The sequence below is a fragment of the Pseudomonas sp. S2_A10 genome (assembly GCF_054668465.1).
Genome location: NZ_CP162773.1, coordinates 3,348,442 through 3,364,710 on the forward strand (window position 1 = coordinate 3,348,442; position 16,269 = coordinate 3,364,710).

At 61.2% G+C, this 16,269-nt stretch carries 13 protein-coding genes; 7 read left to right on the plus strand and 6 right to left on the minus strand.

The window, feature by feature from the left end; all coding sequences use genetic code 11:
* The first annotated feature begins 29 nt into the window (after positions 1-29).
* The 6 genes from pcaH to pcaC all read left to right on the plus strand — a co-directional run bounded on the left by pcaH (position 30) and on the right by pcaC (position 5,476).
* Positions 30-734: a protocatechuate 3,4-dioxygenase subunit beta gene (gene pcaH, locus AB4N41_RS15055; protein WP_076566301.1), complete on the plus strand. Its 705-nt coding sequence runs from the start codon at positions 30-32 to the stop codon at positions 732-734.
* 1 nt (position 735) lies between these two features.
* On the plus strand, positions 736-1,302 hold the full coding sequence (gene pcaG, locus AB4N41_RS15060; protein ID WP_041478915.1) for a protocatechuate 3,4-dioxygenase subunit alpha: 567 nt from the start codon (positions 736-738) through the stop codon (positions 1,300-1,302).
* Positions 1,303-1,564: 262 nt separating this feature from the next.
* Complete coding sequence (locus AB4N41_RS15065; protein ID WP_041478914.1) at positions 1,565-2,860, plus strand: MFS family transporter; 1,296 nt, start codon at positions 1,565-1,567, stop codon at positions 2,858-2,860.
* 45 nt (positions 2,861-2,905) lie between these two features.
* Positions 2,906-4,270, plus strand: a complete 1,365-nt coding sequence (locus tag AB4N41_RS15070; protein ID WP_150636440.1) for a 3-carboxy-cis,cis-muconate cycloisomerase — start codon at positions 2,906-2,908, stop codon at positions 4,268-4,270.
* A gap of 11 nt (positions 4,271-4,281) precedes the next feature.
* Entirely contained in the window at positions 4,282-5,073 is a 792-nt protein-coding gene (gene pcaD, locus AB4N41_RS15075; protein ID WP_460137847.1) for a 3-oxoadipate enol-lactonase, read from the plus strand.
* Positions 5,074-5,083: 10 nt separating this feature from the next.
* Positions 5,084-5,476 carry a 4-carboxymuconolactone decarboxylase gene (gene pcaC / locus AB4N41_RS15080; RefSeq protein ID WP_007917093.1) on the plus strand — a complete coding sequence of 131 codons (393 nt, stop codon included), beginning with the start codon at positions 5,084-5,086 and terminating at the stop codon, positions 5,474-5,476.
* Positions 5,477-5,579: 103 nt separating this feature from the next.
* On the opposite strand, the gene AB4N41_RS15085 is transcribed toward pcaC, so the two are convergent.
* The 5 genes from AB4N41_RS15085 to emhA form a co-directional block, all read right to left on the minus strand.
* Entirely contained in the window at positions 5,580-6,386 is an 807-nt protein-coding gene (locus AB4N41_RS15085) for a methyltransferase domain-containing protein (RefSeq protein ID WP_305382363.1), read from the minus strand.
* Between the two features lie 292 nt (positions 6,387-6,678).
* A complete protein-coding gene (locus AB4N41_RS15090) occupies positions 6,679-7,938 on the minus strand; it encodes an OprD family porin (RefSeq protein WP_305382365.1) in 1,260 nt (419 codons plus the stop codon).
* A gap of 368 nt (positions 7,939-8,306) precedes the next feature.
* On the minus strand, positions 8,307-9,767 hold the full coding sequence (gene emhC, locus AB4N41_RS15095) for an efflux RND transporter outer membrane subunit EmhC (RefSeq protein ID WP_024011945.1): 1,461 nt from the start codon (positions 9,765-9,767) through the stop codon (positions 8,307-8,309).
* A complete protein-coding gene (gene emhB / locus AB4N41_RS15100; protein ID WP_252879566.1) occupies positions 9,764-12,928 on the minus strand; it encodes an efflux RND transporter permease subunit EmhB in 3,165 nt (1,054 codons plus the stop codon). The genes emhC and emhB overlap by 4 nt, the downstream gene beginning before the upstream one ends.
* 3 nt (positions 12,929-12,931) lie before the next feature.
* Positions 12,932-14,089: an efflux RND transporter periplasmic adaptor subunit EmhA gene (gene emhA, locus AB4N41_RS15105; RefSeq protein ID WP_039762673.1), complete on the minus strand. Its 1,158-nt coding sequence runs from the start codon at positions 14,087-14,089 to the stop codon at positions 12,932-12,934.
* 266 nt (positions 14,090-14,355) lie between these two features.
* On the opposite strand from emhA, the gene emhR reads away from it, so the two are divergent.
* Entirely contained in the window at positions 14,356-14,988 is a 633-nt protein-coding gene (gene emhR, locus AB4N41_RS15110) for an efflux system transcriptional repressor EmhR (protein ID WP_016771330.1), read from the plus strand.
* Positions 14,989-15,199: 211 nt separating this feature from the next.
* On the opposite strand, the gene AB4N41_RS15115 is transcribed toward emhR, so the two are convergent.
* Positions 15,200-16,249, minus strand: a complete 1,050-nt coding sequence (locus AB4N41_RS15115) for an alkene reductase (protein WP_016771329.1) — start codon at positions 16,247-16,249, stop codon at positions 15,200-15,202.
* Between the last annotated feature and the right edge of the window lie 20 nt (positions 16,250-16,269).

Genomic DNA, 16,269 nt, shown 5'->3' on the forward strand with positions numbered 1-16,269 from the left:
CGGCACTTACAAGAACTGAGGAAAGCGAAATGACTGACAAGCCTGGTTACCGTCGCCCACAGGCAGGCACTCAGCCTGACTACCTGCACCCGACGTATCAATCCACCAACCTGCGCTCGCCGTCCAAGCCGTTGGTGCACCTGCCCCATTCACTCTCGGAAATCACCGGGCCGACCATCGGCGCCGAACACGTTGCCGAGAAGGACAATGACCTGACCGCTCAGCACGACGGCGAGCCGCTGGGCGAGCGCATCATCATTCACGGCCGCGTGCTCGACGAAGACGGCCTGCCGGTGCCGGGAATTCTGGTGGAGATCTGGCAGGCCAATGCCGCCGGTCGTTACAACCATGCCCGCGACCTGCACGACGCGCCGCTGGACCCGAACTTCACCGGCACCGGCCGCACCGTCACCGATGCCGATGGCTGGTACCAGTTCCAGACCATCAAGCCCGGCGCCTATCCGTGGGGCAACCACCACAACGCCTGGCGCCCGGCGCACATCCACTTTTCCCTGTTTGGGCCGAGCATTCTTACGCGTCTGGTCACGCAGATGTACTTCCCCGGCGACCCGCTGCTGGCGTATGACCCGATCTACAACTGCGTGCCGGACACTTCGGCCAAGGAACGCCTGATCGCTGCTTTCGATCTGGAAAAAACCATTCCGTCCTACGCCCTCGGTTACCGCTGGGACATCGTGCTGCGCGGCCGTGAAGCCACGCCGATGGAGAAATAAGATGACGCTCTATGCGACCACGTCCCACACCGTCGGGCCGTATTACCACATCGGCCTGACCTGGCTGAACCGCGAAACCCTGGCCAACGAGCTGACCCTCGGCGAGCGCGTGGCGATCACCGGCCAGGTGGTCGACGGCAATGGCGATGTCGTCAACGACGCCATGCTCGAAGTCTGGCAGGCCAACGCCGCCGGCAAGTACGACCACCCGGAAGATCAGCAGGACAAACCGCTCGACCCGAATTTCGAAGGCTTCGGCCGGGTACCGGTGGACGCCGAAGGGCGCTTCCGTTTCACCACGATCAAACCGGGCACCGTGCCGGGGTTGAAAGGCTCGACCCAAGCGCCGCATCTGGTGGTGCTGGTGTTTGCCCGTGGTCTGGTCAAGCATTTGCTGACGCGGATTTATTTTGAAGGTGAACCGGCGAACGTGGCTGATCCGTTGCTGGAATGTGTGCCGGCGGAGCGTCGCGCAACGTTGCTGGCCAAGCAGGATGCCTCGGGTGTTTACCAGTGGAATGTGGTCCTGCAGGGCACCGATGCCGAGACGGTGTTCTTCGATTATTGAGAGAACACCCCAAATCCCCTGCAGGACAGAGTCCCTGTGGTGAGGGGATTTATCCCCGCTGGGCTGCGAAGCAGCCCCAAAAACCAGTCGGCGCGGTATTCAGATGAACCGCGTGTATCTGATTTGCGAGTGCTTTGCACTCGAGCGGGGATAAATCTCCTCGCCACAAAGGCTGATCCATACGTGGGTGATGATCCGATGCGGAACGGGACTGTTGCAAAGTATGTCTAGACTGTGACTGTCCCTATCGAGTGAAAAAACAATGACAACCACCACCTCTCACTACACCGGCGAAGAGCGCAGCAAGCGCATCTTCGCCATCGTCGGCGCTTCCTCCGGCAACCTCGTCGAATGGTTCGACTTCTACGTCTACGCCTTCTGCGCGATCTATTTTGCCCCGGCGTTCTTCCCTTCCGATAACCCCACTGTGCAACTGGTCAACACCGCTGGCGTATTCGCCGCCGGGTTCCTGATGCGGCCGATTGGTGGCTGGATTTTCGGCCGGGTCGCTGACAAGCACGGGCGCAAGAACTCGATGCTCATCTCGATTCTGATGATGTGCTTCGGCTCGTTGCTGATCGCCTGTTTGCCGACCTACAAGGACATCGGCGTCTGGGCGCCAGTGCTGTTGCTGTTTGCGCGTTTGCTGCAAGGTCTGTCGGTCGGCGGCGAGTACGGCACCACCGCGACTTACATGAGCGAAGTCGCGCTCAAGGGCCAGCGCGGATTCTTCGCTTCGTTCCAGTACGTGACGCTGATTGGCGGACAACTGCTGGCGGTGTCGCTGGTGGTGGTGCTGCAACAGTTCCTCACTGAAGAAGACCTGCGTGCCTACGGCTGGCGGATTCCATTCGTGGTCGGTGCGGTGGCGGCGCTGATTTCGCTGTTCCTGCGTCGTTCGCTGAAGGAAACCACCAACAAAGAAACCCGCGCACACAAAGACGCCGGCAGCATCACTGCACTGTTTCGCGATCACAAAGCGGCGTTCATCACCGTGCTCGGCTACACCGCTGGCGGCTCGCTGATTTTCTACACCTTCACCACCTACATGCAGAAATACCTGGTGAACACCGCCGGGATGCACGCCAAGACCGCCAGCTACATCATGACCGGCGCGCTGTTCCTGTATATGTGCATGCAGCCGCTGTTCGGCATGCTCGCCGACAAGATCGGCCGGCGTAATTCGATGCTCTGGTTCGGCGCCCTCGGCACGCTGTTCACCGTGCCGATTCTGCTCAGCCTGAAAAGCATCAGTAGCCCGTTCCTCGCCTTCGTGCTGATCACCCTGGCGCTGGCGATCGTCAGTTTCTACACCTCGATCAGCGGGCTGGTGAAAGCCGAGATGTTCCCGCCGGAAGTCCGCGCGCTTGGTGTCGGCCTGGCTTACGCGGTGGCGAATGCAATCTTCGGCGGTTCGGCGGAATTCGTTGCCTTGAGCCTCAAGGCTGGCGGCATGGAAAACGCCTTCTACTGGTACGTCACGGCGATGATGGCGGTGGCTTTCCTGTTCAGCCTGCGTTTGCCCAAGCAGGCGAAGTATTTGCACCACGATCTGTAAACCCATGTGCGCGGGCTGCGAGGCCCGCGCCGGCAAGGACTGTTTATGACTCAGCGACCGGGCAATCAATTGTTCGATGCCTACTTCACCGCCCGCGATATGCGCGAAGTGTTCTGCGATCAGGGCCGGGTGCAGGCGATGCTTGATTTCGAAGCGGCGCTGGCCCGGGCCGAGGCGCGGGTCGGGCTGATTCCTTCATCGGCCGTGGCACCGATTGCCGCAGCGTGCGACGCGGGCCTGTATGACTTCGCGGCGCTGGGCGAGGCGATTGCCACGGCCGGCAATTCGGCGATTCCACTGGTCAAGGCCTTGGGCAAGCAGATCGCCTCGAGCGATGCCGAGGCCGAGCGCTATGTGCATCTGGGTGCGACCAGCCAGGACGTGATGGATTCCGGGCTGGTCTTGCAATTGCGCCAGGCGCTGGCGCTGATCGAAAACCAACTGGCACAACTGGCCGACTCGCTCGCCGCTCAGGCACAACGTTTCGCCGCCACGCCGCTGGCCGGGCGCACCTGGCTGCAACACGCGACGCCAGTGACCCTCGGTATGAAAATCGCCGGTTGGTTGGGCGCCGTGACGCGCAGCCGTCAGCGTCTGCAACAACTGAAGCCACGGCTGCTGGTGCTGCAATTCGGTGGCGCCTCCGGCACGCTCGCGGCGCTGGGGGAACAGGCGTTGCCGATTGCCGAAGCCTTGGCCGAGGAACTGCAACTGACCCTGCCCGAGCAACCGTGGCACGCCCAGCGTGACCGCATCGTCGAGTTCGGCGCGGTGCTTGGCCTGATCGCCGGCAGCCTCGGCAAATTCGGCCGCGACATCAGCCTGTTGATGCAGACCGAAGCGGCGGAAGTGTTCGAGCCCGCCGCACCGGGCAAGGGTGGTTCGTCGACCATGCCGCACAAACGCAATCCAGTCGGCGCGGCGGTGCTGATCGGCGCGGCCACGCGGGTGCCGGGGCTGGTGTCGACGCTGTTCAGCGCGATGCCGCAGGAACACGAACGCAGCCTCGGTTTGTGGCACGCCGAATGGGAAACCCTGCCGGAGATCTGCTGCCTGGTGTCCGGTTCGCTGCAACAGGCACGTTTGCTGGCCGACGGTCTGGAAGTCGATGCGGCGCGCATGGCCCGCAACCTCGAATTGACCCAAGGCCTGGTGCTGGCCGAAGCGGTGAGCATCGTCCTCGCCCAACGCGTCGGCCGCGACACCGCGCATCACCTGCTCGAACAATGCTGCAAACGCGCCGTGGCCGAGCAGCGCCATCTGCGTGCGGTGCTGGCTGACGAGCCGCAAGTCACCGCCGAACTCAGTGGCGCTGAACTCGATGATCTTCTGAACCCCGCGCATTACCTTGGCCAGGCGCAAGCCTGGGTCGAGCGCGCGGTGGCTGAACACAACGCTTTGAATGTCTGAAGGAGAGGGCTGTGGCTTTCGTTCAACTCGCCGATGGCGAACTGCACTATCAAATAGAAGGCCCGGCCGCTGCGCCGGTGCTGGTGCTGTCCAACTCGCTGGGCACCGACCTGCACATGTGGGACGCGCAGATGCCGGCGTTCACCGAGCATTACCGCGTGCTGCGTTTCGACACGCGCGGCCATGGGCAATCGCTGGTCACCGAAGGGCCGTACAGCATCGAGCAATTGGGCCATGACGTACTCGGTCTGCTCGATGCGCTGCACATCGAGCGCGCGCATTTCTGCGGGCTGTCGATGGGCGGGCTGATCGGTCAGTGGCTGGGGATCAACGCAGGCCATCGTCTGCACAAATTGATCGTGTGCAACACGGCGGCGAAAATCGGCGATCCGTCGGTATGGAATCCACGCATCGAAACCGTGTTGCGTGACGGCCCGGCGGCGATGGTCGCACTGCGTGATGCCTCGATTGCGCGCTGGTTCACCCCGGACTTTTCCGCAGCGCATCCCGAGGCGGCGAAGAAGATTACCGACATGCTCGCCGCGACCAATCCACAAGGTTATGCGGCCAACTGCGCGGCCGTGCGAGATGCCGATTTTCGTGAACAACTGGCTTCGATCAACGTGCCGTTGCTGGTGATTGCCGGCAGCGAAGATGCGGTGACGCCGCCGTCCGGCGGGCACTTCATTCGCGACCATGTGCGCGACGCCGAGTACGCCGAGTTCCATGCGGCGCATTTGTCCAACGTGCAGGCCGGCGCCGATTTCAGCGACCGTGTGCTGGCGTTTTTGCAGGCTCAGTGAGGAAGATTTTGTGGACGAGAAACAACGTTACGACGAAGGCATGCAAGTACGCCGCGCGGTGCTGGGCGATGCCCACGTCGATCGCAGCCTGACCACGCTGACCGAGTTCAACTCGGAGTTCCAGGAAATGATCACCCGCCACGCCTGGGGCGACATCTGGACCCGCCCGGGCCTGCCCCGGCACACCCGCAGCCTGATCACCATCGCCATGCTGATCGGCATGAACCGCGAGGGCGAACTGAAACTGCACCTGCGCGCAGCGGCCAATAATGGTGTGAGCCGTGGCGAGATCAAGGAAGTGATCATGCAGAGCGCGATCTACTGCGGCATACCGGCGGCGAACGCGACGTTTCATCTGGCCGAATCGGTGTGGGATGAACTCGGGGTTGAATCCCGCGAGTGAGGTTGTTGCACTGACGCCTTCGCGAGCAGGCTCGCTCCCACATTGGAATGCATTTCCCTGTGGGAGCGAGCCTGCTCGCGAAAGCGGTAGCGGCCGTAACGAATCACACCCTGGCGACAATAAATATTCGCTTGAATGCAAACAACGTATGCCCATCCCCCTCTTGCGGATAATGCTCATGCACCCGCATCAGGTAGTGATAGATAAACCGCGCCTGTTCCGCTGAACTCAACGCCTGCATCACCGGCCGCAGCGCCGAGACCTTCACCCAGTCATACACCGGCGACTTGCCGTCAACCACCTGCAACTGCTCGGTCTCCCAGATATCCAGCGACATAGTCATGGGCGCGAGCAACCGATAGTAATCCTCCAGTGCCAATAACGGCCGCGCCGCCATGCGCTGGCGCAGTTCAGGTGTGCCCAGTGGTGTGCCACCGGGGCCGCCGTTTTCGAGGGTGTCGAGCATCAGCCGATACCACAGCGCATCGCGCCAGTCCGGCATGTGCGCCGCCAGACAGCCGCCGGGATTCAGATAACCGAGCAGGCGCGGCAGCAGTTTTTCATGGCCTTCGATAAAGTGCAGCACGGCGGCTGCGAACAGCAGATCCGCCGGTTGCTCAGGTTGCCAATCAAGCAGGTCGCAATGTTTCCACAACGCCCGGATCGGCAGGCAGCGTGCCTCAACGAGCATCTGCGCGGAGCTGTCGACGCCCTGCAACTGCGCGCGCGGCCAGCGTTTGGCCAACAACTGCGTGGCAATGCCGGTGCCGCAGCCCAGATCGTAAATACGTTGGGGATTTTGCAGTTCGATACGGTCGAGCAATTCGTTGACCGGACGTTGTCTGAGACGGGAAAACTGCTGGTACGCCTTGGCGTCCCAATCGGGTGCAGTGGTGCGGCGTGTGATCATGAGGTGATCCTCCGGTGATCAAATGGTGTCTTCCGATGACAACCTGGTGCACAGCTGGAGACCGACTACGAAACGGAAGCGTGAAGGGTTGGAGCACCTGAGTCCTTCAGGTTTGCTCACTGTAACCGCCGCCCGCAAAAGCGCTACATGGCCTGACCAATGGCATGCATCTGTGATGGGAATCAAATGTGGGAGCGAGCCTGCTCGCGAAGGCCATTTCATATTCGACACAGATGTCGACTGAAGCAGCGCTTTCGCGAGCAGGCTCGCTCCCACAGTGGAGCATGTTTGGTTAAAGCAGGCTGATCGGGTAGCTGACGATCAATCGGTTCTCGTCGAACTCGTTGTTGCTGAAGTCGCGGCGCATGGTCGAGTTGCGCCATCTGACGTTCAAATCCTTCAACGTGCCGCTCTGCACCGTGTAACCGAGTTCCGATTCGCGACCCCATTCCTTGCCGTCGGTGATCGTCCCGGTGTGCACGTTGTCGCCGCTGATGTAGCGGTTCATCAGGGTCAGGCCGGGGATGCCCATGGCGGCGAAGTTGTAGTCGTGACGCAACTGCCAGGAGCGTTCCTGAGCGTTGTCATAACTGGCGTTGTAGCTGTCGTTGGCCAGAGTCCCGCCACTGGTGCCGTTGACGCGCATCCAGGCGCTGTCGCCGGTGAGTTTCTGCAGGCCGAGGTAGAACGTGCTGCCGCCGTACTTGGCCGAAAACATCCCGTACCAGGTCTTGTTGTCCAGATCGCCGGCACGCGCGCTGCCATCTTCCTTGCCATAGAAAAAGCCGAGGTTGGCGCCCAGCGTCCAGTCACCGAGCGGCTGACTGTGCAGCACATTGAGGTACTGCTGGCTGTAGATGTCCTTGAGTTGCGCATTCCATAAGCCGATCTGTGTGCGCTTGTCGTTGAACAGGTATTCGCCGCCCTGGAAGTTGAAACGGTCAGAGGTGAACGCGGCTTTGCCGGTCATCGACATGTCGCTCATGCTGCTGTCGTCGCGCGGGCTGTTGGCGCGGAACTGGCCGCCATAGAGGGTCAGGCCGGCGATTTCCTTGGAGGTGATCTGGCCGCCACGGAAGGTTTGCGGCAGCGAGCGACCGTCGTCCGAACGCAGAATCGGCAATACCGGCATCCACTCGCCGACCTTGACCTCGGTCTGCGAAAGTCTGGCCTTGAAGGCGACGTTGGTGCGACCGAAGTTGTCCGCCGGGCGCCCGTCATGGTCCAGCGGCAACAACTGCGTACCGCCCGTGCCTTTACCGCCATCGAGCTTGATCGAATACAGCCCGAGTACGTCCATGCCGAAACCGACGGTGCCTTGGGTAAAGCCGGATTTGGCGTCGAGGATGAAACTCTGCGTCCATTCTTCAGCCTTGCCCTGGGTTTTGGTCGGGTTGGTGAAGTTGCGGTTGATATAGAAGTTGCGCAGGTTGAGGTTGACCTTGGCGCCTTCGATGAAGCCGGCTTCTTCGGCGCTTGCCGGCAGGGCCAGACCGGCGATGGCCAGGGCGATCACAGCGGGCAATGCGTAGGGCACAGGGAAAACTGTCATGGACTTGGGTCTCTCTTGTTTTTTTAGGGCGAACGGCTGCGCTGTCGCGGCGGGTGCGGCGCAGGCAACGTGATGCAGGTCTGAGATGCAGCGGTGGCGGTCAGCCGGGCGGGGCAGGGCGCTGGAGCATGGTGTCGAACCTTGTTGTTATTGGTTTTCTGGTTCGAATGGTGAAGGGACTGTGTGTTCAGGTTCAATTGCTGAAAGCGGGTTTTGGGCGGTTATCGAACAGCAAAAGATCGCAGCCTTCGGCAGCTCCTACAGGGCAACGCATTTCAAATGTAGGAGCTGCCGAAGGCTGCGATCTTTTGATCTTCAAAAAACAAAAAGCCCACCAATAAGGTGGGCTTGATGTATTCAGCCGAGGATCAGAACAGCTTCATCTTCGGCGCTTCTTCTTTCAGCGCTTCGTTCTGCGCGGTCTGCGCATTCCAGCCACCACCCAGGGCCTTGTACAGGTTGACCGCACTGGTCAGCTGCGCGAGGCGGTCGGTGATCAGCGCTTGTTGTGCGCTGAACAACTGACGCTGGGCATCGAGGAAGGTCAGGTTGCTGTCGACGCCGATGCGATAGCGACGTTCGGCCAAGCGGTAGTAATCCTGGTTGGCCTGCACGAAGTCACGCTGCGCTTGCAACTGCTCGGTGTAGGTCTGGCGCGCGGCCAGGCCGTCGGCGACTTCCTGGAAGGCCGTTTGAATGGACTTCTCGTAGTTCGCCACGCCAATGTCCTTCTGGATCTTGGCGTAGTCGAGGCTGGCGCGCAGGCTGCCGGCGTTGAAGATCGGCAGGTTGATCTGCGGCTGGAACAGCCACGTCCCCGAGCCACCCTTGAACAGACCGGACAGATCCGGGCTCAGGCTGCCCGCGTTGGCGGTCAGGCTGATGCTCGGGAAGAACGCTGCCCGCGCCGCGCCGATGTTAGCGTTGGCCGCCTTCAGGTTGTACTCGGCCTGGAGGATGTCCGGACGACGTTGCAGCAGGTCCGAAGGCAGACCGGCCGGTACGTCGCTGAGCAGATCATCAGACAGCGGTTTGGCGGCTTGCAGATTGGCCGGGATACCGGTGCCGAGCAGCAGGGTCAGGCTGTTTTCGTCCTGCGCGACCTGGCGGGTATAACGCGCCAATTGTGCCCGGGCGTTTTCCACGGAAGTGCGCGATTGCGCCAGGTCCAGCGCCGAAGCCACACCGACTTCGTTGCTGCGGCTGGTCAGCTTGTAGCTTTCTTCGAAGGCACCGAGGGTGTCCTGCGTCAGCTTGAGCAGTTCCTTGTCCGCTTGCCAGGTCAGGTAGGCATTGGCGACGTTGGCGACCAGACTGATCTGCGTACTGCGGCGTGCTTCTTCGGTAGCGAAGTACTGTTGCAACGCTTGCTCGCTCAGGCTGCGCACCCGACCGAACAGGTCGAGTTCGTAGGCGCTGACGCCGACGGTAGCCGAGTAGGAGCTGCTGATCATCGACTCGCCGGTCTGCGAGGCACGGGCCGGCAGACGCTGGCGGCTGCCGGCGGCATTGGCCGACACTGCCGGGAACAGGTCTGCGCGCTGGATGCGGTACTGCGCCGCGTAAGCGTCGATGTTCAGCGCCGCGACACGCAGGTCGCGGTTGTTTTCCAGGGCGACCTGGATCAGCTGTTGCAGTGCCGGGTCATGGAAAAACTGCTTCCAGCCCTGTTCGGCAGCGGCTTGCGCCGGAGCCTGGGCCGGCGAATATGCCGGCCCCTGCGGGTACTGGCCTGCGACCGGAGCCTCAGGCTGCTGATAGTCAGGTATCAGCGAGCAACCGCTCAGCACGAAGGCGGCGACTGCGATGGAGAGTAGCGACTTGCTCATTGGCCAGCCTCTTTAGGAGTTTCAGTAGTCTCATCCGCGTCGGTCTTTTTACGCTGACCGATGGACGACACAGTAACGAAGAACAGTGGGACCCAGAAGATCGCCAGGATCGTGGCCGTGAGCATACCGCCAATCACGCCGGTACCGATCGCGTGCTGACTGCCTGAACCGGCGCCGGTGGAAATCGCCAGCGGCACAACACCGAGAACGAAGGCCAGCGAGGTCATGATGATCGGGCGCAGACGCATGCGGCAGGCTTCGATTGCCGCTTCACGCAGGCTGCGTCCCTGTTCATGCAGTTCCTTGGCGAATTCGACGATCAGAATGGCGTTTTTAGCCGCCAGACCGATGGTCGTCAACAAGCCCACCTGGAAGTACACGTCGTTGGACAGACCGCGCAGGCTGGTAGCCATCAGTGCACCGATGATCCCCAGCGGTACCACGAGCATGACCGCGATCGGAATCGACCAGCTCTCATACAGCGCCGCCAGACACAGGAACACCATCAGCAGCGACAGGGCGTACAGCGCTGGCGCTTGCGAGCCGGACAGACGTTCCTCGTAGGACAGACCGGTCCAGGAGATACCGACACCGGCCGGCAGCTTCTTGGCAATCGCTTCGACTTCAGCCATCGCTTCACCGGTGGAGTAGCCCGGCGCCGGAGCCCCGAGGACCTCGACCGCTTCCACACCGTTGTAACGCGCCAGTTTCGGCGAACCGTAGACCCACTCACCCTTGGCGAACGCCGAGAACGGAACCATGGTGCCTTCGGCGTTGCGCACGTACCACTTCTTCAGGTCTTCGGGGCTCATGCGCGAATCCGGCTGGCCCTGCACGTAGACTTTCTTCACCCGACCACGGTCGATGAAGTCGTTGACGTAGCTACTGCCCAGCGCGATCGACAGGGTGTTGTTGATATCGCTGATGGTGATGCCGAGGGCACTGGCCTTCTCGTCGTCGATTTCCAGCTGGAACTGCGGCTCATCGTTCAGGCCGTTCGGACGCACTTGGGTCAGCACCTTGCTTTGCGCCGCCATGCCAAGGAACTGGTTGCGCGCTTCCATCAGTTTTTCGTGACCGATACCGGCGCGGTCTTGCAGGAACACGTCGAAACCGGTGGCGTTACCCAATTCCAGAACCGCTGGCGGGGCGAAGGCAAACACCATCGCGTCACGGAAACTGAAGAAGTGTTGCTGGGCACGCGCGGCGAGCTTGAACACGCTGTTGTCGGCGTTACGTTCGCCCCACGGTTTGAGCATGATGAACGCCATACCCGAGCTCTGCCCACGGCCGGCGAAGTTGAAGCCGGTCACGGTGAACACCGAAGCCACCGCGTCCGCTTCACCACCGTCCTTGTTCGGACGCAGCAGGTACTCACGCATTTCATCCACGACCACCTGCGTGCGCTGGGCACTGGAACCGGCCGGGGTCTGAACCTGGGCGAACAGTACGCCCTGGTCTTCTTCCGGCAGGAACGCGGTCGGGATGCGGGTGAACAGCCAGATCATGCCGACGACGATCAGCAGATACGCCAGCAGGTACGGCGCCTTGCGGGTCAGCATGTTGCCGACGCCGCGCTCGTAGCTGCGTACGCCACGGTCGAAGTTACGGTTGAACCAGCCGAAGAATCCTTTCTTCGGAGTACCGTGCTCGCCTTTCGGAATCGGCTTGAGCATGGTCGCGCACAGCGCCGGGGTGAAGATCAGGGCAACCAGTACCGACAGGGCCATGGCCGACACGATGGTGATCGAGAACTGCTTGTAGATCACACCTGTCGAGCCGCTGAAGAATGCCATCGGCAGCAGTACCGCCGAGAGTACGAGGGCGATACCGACCAGTGCGCCCTGGATCTGGCCCATGGATTTCTTCGTCGCTTCCTTCGGTGACAAGCCTTCTTCGCTCATCACCCGCTCGACGTTTTCCACCACGACGATGGCATCGTCCACCAGCAGACCGATGGCCAGCACCATGCCGAACATGGTCAGGGTGTTGATGCTGAAACCGGCGGCGGCGAGGATGCCGAACGTACCGAGCAGTACCACTGGCACGGTCATCGTGGTGATGACGGTGGCGCGGAAGTTCTGCAGGAACAGGAACATCACCAGGAACACCAGCGCGATCGCTTCGACCAGGGTGTGCACCACGCCTTTGATCGACTCGGTCACCACCGGAGTGGTGTCGTACGGGAACACCACTTCCATGCCTTGCGGGAAGAACGGCTTGAGGCTGTCGATGGTGTTGCGCAACGCTTTGGCGGTATCGAGAGCGTTGGCACCGTTGGCCAGTTTCACCGCCAGACCGGACGCCGGGCTGCCGTTGAACTGGGCGCTGATCGCGTAGTTCTCGCCGCCGAGGCCGACTTCAGCCACGTCTTTGAGGCGAACCTGCGAGCCGTCCTTGTTGACCTTGAGCAGGATTTCCTTGAACTGCTCAGCGGTCTGCAGACGGGTCTTGCCGATGATCGTCGCGTTCAGTTGCTGGCCCTGCACGGCAGGCAAGCCACCGAGCTGACCGGACGACACCTGGACGTTTTGCGCGGCAATGGCGTTTTTCACGTCGACCGGGGTCAGGTTGAAGTTGTTCAACTTGGCCGGGTCGAGCCAGATACGCATCGCGTACTGCGCACCGAAGACCTGGAAGTCACCGACACCGGCGGTCCGCGAGATCGGGTCCTGCATGTTCGACACGATGTAGTTGGACAGGTCGTCCTTGGTCATGCTGCCGTCACGCGACACCACGCCGATCACCAGCAGGAAGTTCTTCACTGCCTTGGTCACGCGGATACCCTGTTGCTGCACTTCCTGCGGCAGCAGCGGGGTGGCCAGGTTCAGCTTGTTCTGGACCTGTACCTGCGCGGTGTCGGAGTTGGTGCCTTGCTCGAAGGTCGCGGTGATGGTCATGCTGCCGTCGGAGTTACTTTCCGACGACACATAACGCAGGTTGTCGATACCGTTGAGCTGTTGCTCGATGACCTGTACCACGGTGTCCTGCACGGTTTGTGCGGACGCGCCCGGGTAGGTCACCTGGATCGCAATGGCCGGCGGCGCGATGCTCGGGTATTGGTTGATTGGCAATTTCAGGATCGAAAGTGCCCCGACCAGCATGATCACCAGGGCGATTACCCAGGCGAAAATCGGACGGTCGATGAAGAATTTTGACATGGGTTACTCCCCTTTGCCGCCGGCGGCTTTGTCAGCTGCCTGTGCGGGGGCCGGGTTCTTGGTGCCGACGTTAGTCGCTTCGGTCGCTTTGACCTCGACGCCCGGTTTGACGTACTGCAGCCCTTCGGTGATCAGACGATCGCCGGCTTTCAGGCCGTCTTCGATCAGCCACTGGCTGCCGACGGTGCGGCTGGCCTTGAGCTGACGCAGTTCGACCTTGTTGTCGGCGCCGACGACCAGTGCGGTCGGGGTGCCTTTGAGGTCGCGGGTCACGCCTTGCTGTGGCGCGAGGATCGCTGCGCTGTTGACGCCGGCCTGCAACTGGGCGTGGACGAACATGCCTGGCAGCAGGGTGTGATCGGGGTTGGGGAACACGGCGCGCAGGGTCACCGAGCCGGTGGTCTGGTCAACCGAGACTTCGGAGAATTCCAGCTTGCCGTCGAGCTTGTACTGGCTGCCGTCTTCCAGGGTCAGCTTGACCGCAGCGGCGTTGTCGCCAGCCTTCTGCAGACGGCCGCTTTCCAGTTCGCGGCGCAGTTCCAGCAGTTCCACCGACGACTGGGTGACGTCGACGTAGATCGGATCGAGCTGCTGAATCACTGCCATTGCATCGGCCTGGCCATTGCTGACCAGTGCGCCTTCGGTCACCGAAGAACGGCCGATACGGCCGGAGATCGGCGCATAGACCTTGGTGTAACGCACGTTGATCTGCGCAGTCTGAAGCGACGCTTCCGATTGCAGGCGGTTGGCCAATGCGGTGTCGTATTCCTGACGGCTTACGGCTTGCTCATCGACCAGTTGCTTGTAGCGGTCGGAGATGGACTTGGTCGAACGCAGGTTGGCTTCGGCACTTTTCAGCGTCGCTTCATAGACCGACGGATCGATCTGATAAAGCTGCTGACCGGCTTTGACGTCGGCGCCTTCCTTGAACAGGCGCTTGAGAATGATGCCGTTGACCTGCGGGCGAACTTCAGCGATGCGGAACGCACTGGTGCGGCCCGGAAGTTCCGAGGTCAGGGTAAAGGCTTGTGGTTGCAGGGTGACGACGCCGACCTGAGGGGGCGGAGCGGCTGGGGCCGCTTCTTCCTTTTTACATCCGCTGAGCAGCGATGCCAGGGCGACGGCAGTGACCAGAGCGGTAACAGCTGGCTTGAATTGCATGAAGATCCTCGGGTCAGGCGCGCATGAAGCGCACAAGAAGTGTGAAAGAGTAAAAATCGGGCACCGGGTGGATAAGTAGCTTGCTAAGTAATATACTTACGTTCATGGTTGTTTGTAAACACCTGCGCCGCGTACCCACCCTGTTACAAAAGTCGTCGCAAGGTTTGAAATTGTAGGCCGGGGAGTCGATTCACGAGAGATCGCCCCCTCTTTATTCAGCGGATATTCAGCCATCCCTGAAACATCCTGTTTGAGGTTTTACTGCCATGGTCCGTCGTACCAAAGAGGAAGCTCAGGAAACCCGCAGCCAGATTCTGGAAGCGGCCGAGAAAGCCTTTTATGAAAGGGGGGTTGCCCGCACCACCCTGGCGGACATCGCGACCCTCGCCGGCGTGACGCGTGGCGCCATCTACTGGCATTTCAGCAACAAGGCCGATCTGGTCCAGGCGATGCTCGACAGCCTGCACGAACCGCTGGATGAACTGGCCAAGGCCAGCGAAAGCGAGGACGAACCGGACCCGCTGGGCTGCATGCGGCAGTTGCTGATTCATTTGTTTCATCAAGTTGCACTGGACCCGAAAACCCGGCGCATCAACGAAATTCTGTTTCATAAGTGCGAGTTCACCGATGAAATGTGCGATCTGCGCCAGCAGCGCCGGACGGCCAGTCTCGATTGCAATCTGCGCATCGGCCTGACCCTGCGTAATGCGGTGAATCGCGGCCAGTTGCCGGAAGACCTCGACACTGCCCGCGCGGCCATCAGCATTCATGCCTACATCGACGGCCTGCTGTACGGCTGGCTGCTGGCCCCGGACAGCTTCGAACTGCACGCCGAGGCTGAACGCTGGGTCGACACCGGGCTGGACATGCTGCGCCTGAGCCCAAGCCTGCGCAAATGAAACAAAATGCGCAATTGCCCGGCAGGATGTCAATCAGCCGCCATGGCTGATCATCGCGGCGGGGAGTTTAAACGTAGCGAGTCGTGGATTTTGTAGGGAAATTGTGTCGCTGTTGTTAAACGGTGTTTGCTTGCGCTTGTCCTGCGCCAATAGCAAAAAGCCCCTGACTCTCAAAAGTCAGGGGCTTTCTTATTTCTGCGCTACAGCGTGATTACAAGGTCGGATAGTCGATATAACCGACCGGACCCTTGCCGTAGAAAGTCTCCGGATGCGGCTCGTTCAGCGGCGCATCAGCCTGCAAACGTGCCGGCAGGTCCGGGTTGGCAATGAACGGCACGCCGAACGCTACGGCGTCTGCCTTACCGCTGGCCAGCCACTCGTTGGCGCTTTCCTTGGTGAACTTCTCGTTGGCGATGTACGGGCCACCGAAAGCTTCTTTCAGTTGCGGGCCGAGGCTGTCGGCGCCTTCTTTTTCGCGCGAGCAGATGAACGCGATGCCACGCTTGCCCAGTTCACGGGCGACGTAGGTGAAGGTCTCGGCAAGATTGTCATCGCCCATGTCATGGGAATCGGCACGCGGTGCCAGGTGCACACCAACGCGGCCAGCGCCCCAGACTTCGATCGCGGCGTCGGTCACTTCCAGCAGCAGGCGCGCACGGTTTTCCAGCGAGCCGCCGTACTGGTCGGTGCGCTGGTTGGTGCTGCTTTGCAGGAACTGGTCGAGCAGGTAGCCGTTGGCGCCGTGGATTTCCACGCCGTCGAAACCGGCGGCCTTGGCGTTCTCGGCACCGGTGCGGTAGGCGTCGACGATGTCGGCGATTTCAGCGGTTTCCAGAGCGCGCGGCGTTGGGTAGTCGGCCAGCGGACGCACCAGGCTGACGTGGCCCTTTGGCTGGATGGCGCTTGGCGCGACCGGTGCTTCACCATTCAGGTACGAAGGGTGAGATATGCGGCCGACGTGCCACAGTTGCAGGAAGATCTTGCCGCCGGCGCCGTGAATCGCTTTGGTCACGTTGGCCCAGCCACGCACTTGATCGTTGGACCAGATGCCCGGGGTGTCCGGGTAGCCGACGCCCATCGGCGTTACCGAAGTGGCTTCGCTGAGGATCAGGCCGGCCGAGGCGCGTTGTACGTAGTATTCGGCCATCAGCGCGTTCGGCACACGGCCTTCGTCGGCGCGGCAGCGGGTCAGCGGGGCCATGATGATGCGGTTGTTCAGCTCGATGTCGCCGAGTTTGATCGGGTCGAAAATAGTCGCCATGTCTAAAAGCCTCTCTTTAA

Bases quoted from the DNA above. Each gene is read 5' to 3' on its own strand.
- AB4N41_RS15070 (WP_150636440.1), top strand. From the start codon at position 2,906: ATGACTCAGCGACCGGGCAATCAATTGTTCGATGCCTACTTCACCGCC.
- emhR (WP_016771330.1), top strand. From the start codon at position 14,356: ATGGTCCGTCGTACCAAAGAGGAAGCTCAGGAAACCCGCAGCCAGATT.
- emhB (WP_252879566.1), bottom strand. From the start codon at position 12,928: ATGTCAAAATTCTTCATCGACCGTCCGATTTTCGCCTGGGTAATCGCC.
- AB4N41_RS15085 (WP_305382363.1), bottom strand. From the start codon at position 6,386: ATGATCACACGCCGCACCACTGCACCCGATTGGGACGCCAAGGCGTAC.
- AB4N41_RS15090 (WP_305382365.1), bottom strand. From the start codon at position 7,938: ATGACAGTTTTCCCTGTGCCCTACGCATTGCCCGCTGTGATCGCCCTG.
- emhA (WP_039762673.1), bottom strand. From the start codon at position 14,089: ATGCAATTCAAGCCAGCTGTTACCGCTCTGGTCACTGCCGTCGCCCTG.
- emhC (WP_024011945.1), bottom strand. From the start codon at position 9,767: ATGAGCAAGTCGCTACTCTCCATCGCAGTCGCCGCCTTCGTGCTGAGC.
- pcaG (WP_041478915.1), top strand. From the start codon at position 736: ATGACGCTCTATGCGACCACGTCCCACACCGTCGGGCCGTATTACCAC.
- AB4N41_RS15115 (WP_016771329.1), bottom strand. From the start codon at position 16,249: ATGGCGACTATTTTCGACCCGATCAAACTCGGCGACATCGAGCTGAAC.
- pcaH (WP_076566301.1), top strand. From the start codon at position 30: ATGACTGACAAGCCTGGTTACCGTCGCCCACAGGCAGGCACTCAGCCT.
- AB4N41_RS15065 (WP_041478914.1), top strand. From the start codon at position 1,565: ATGACAACCACCACCTCTCACTACACCGGCGAAGAGCGCAGCAAGCGC.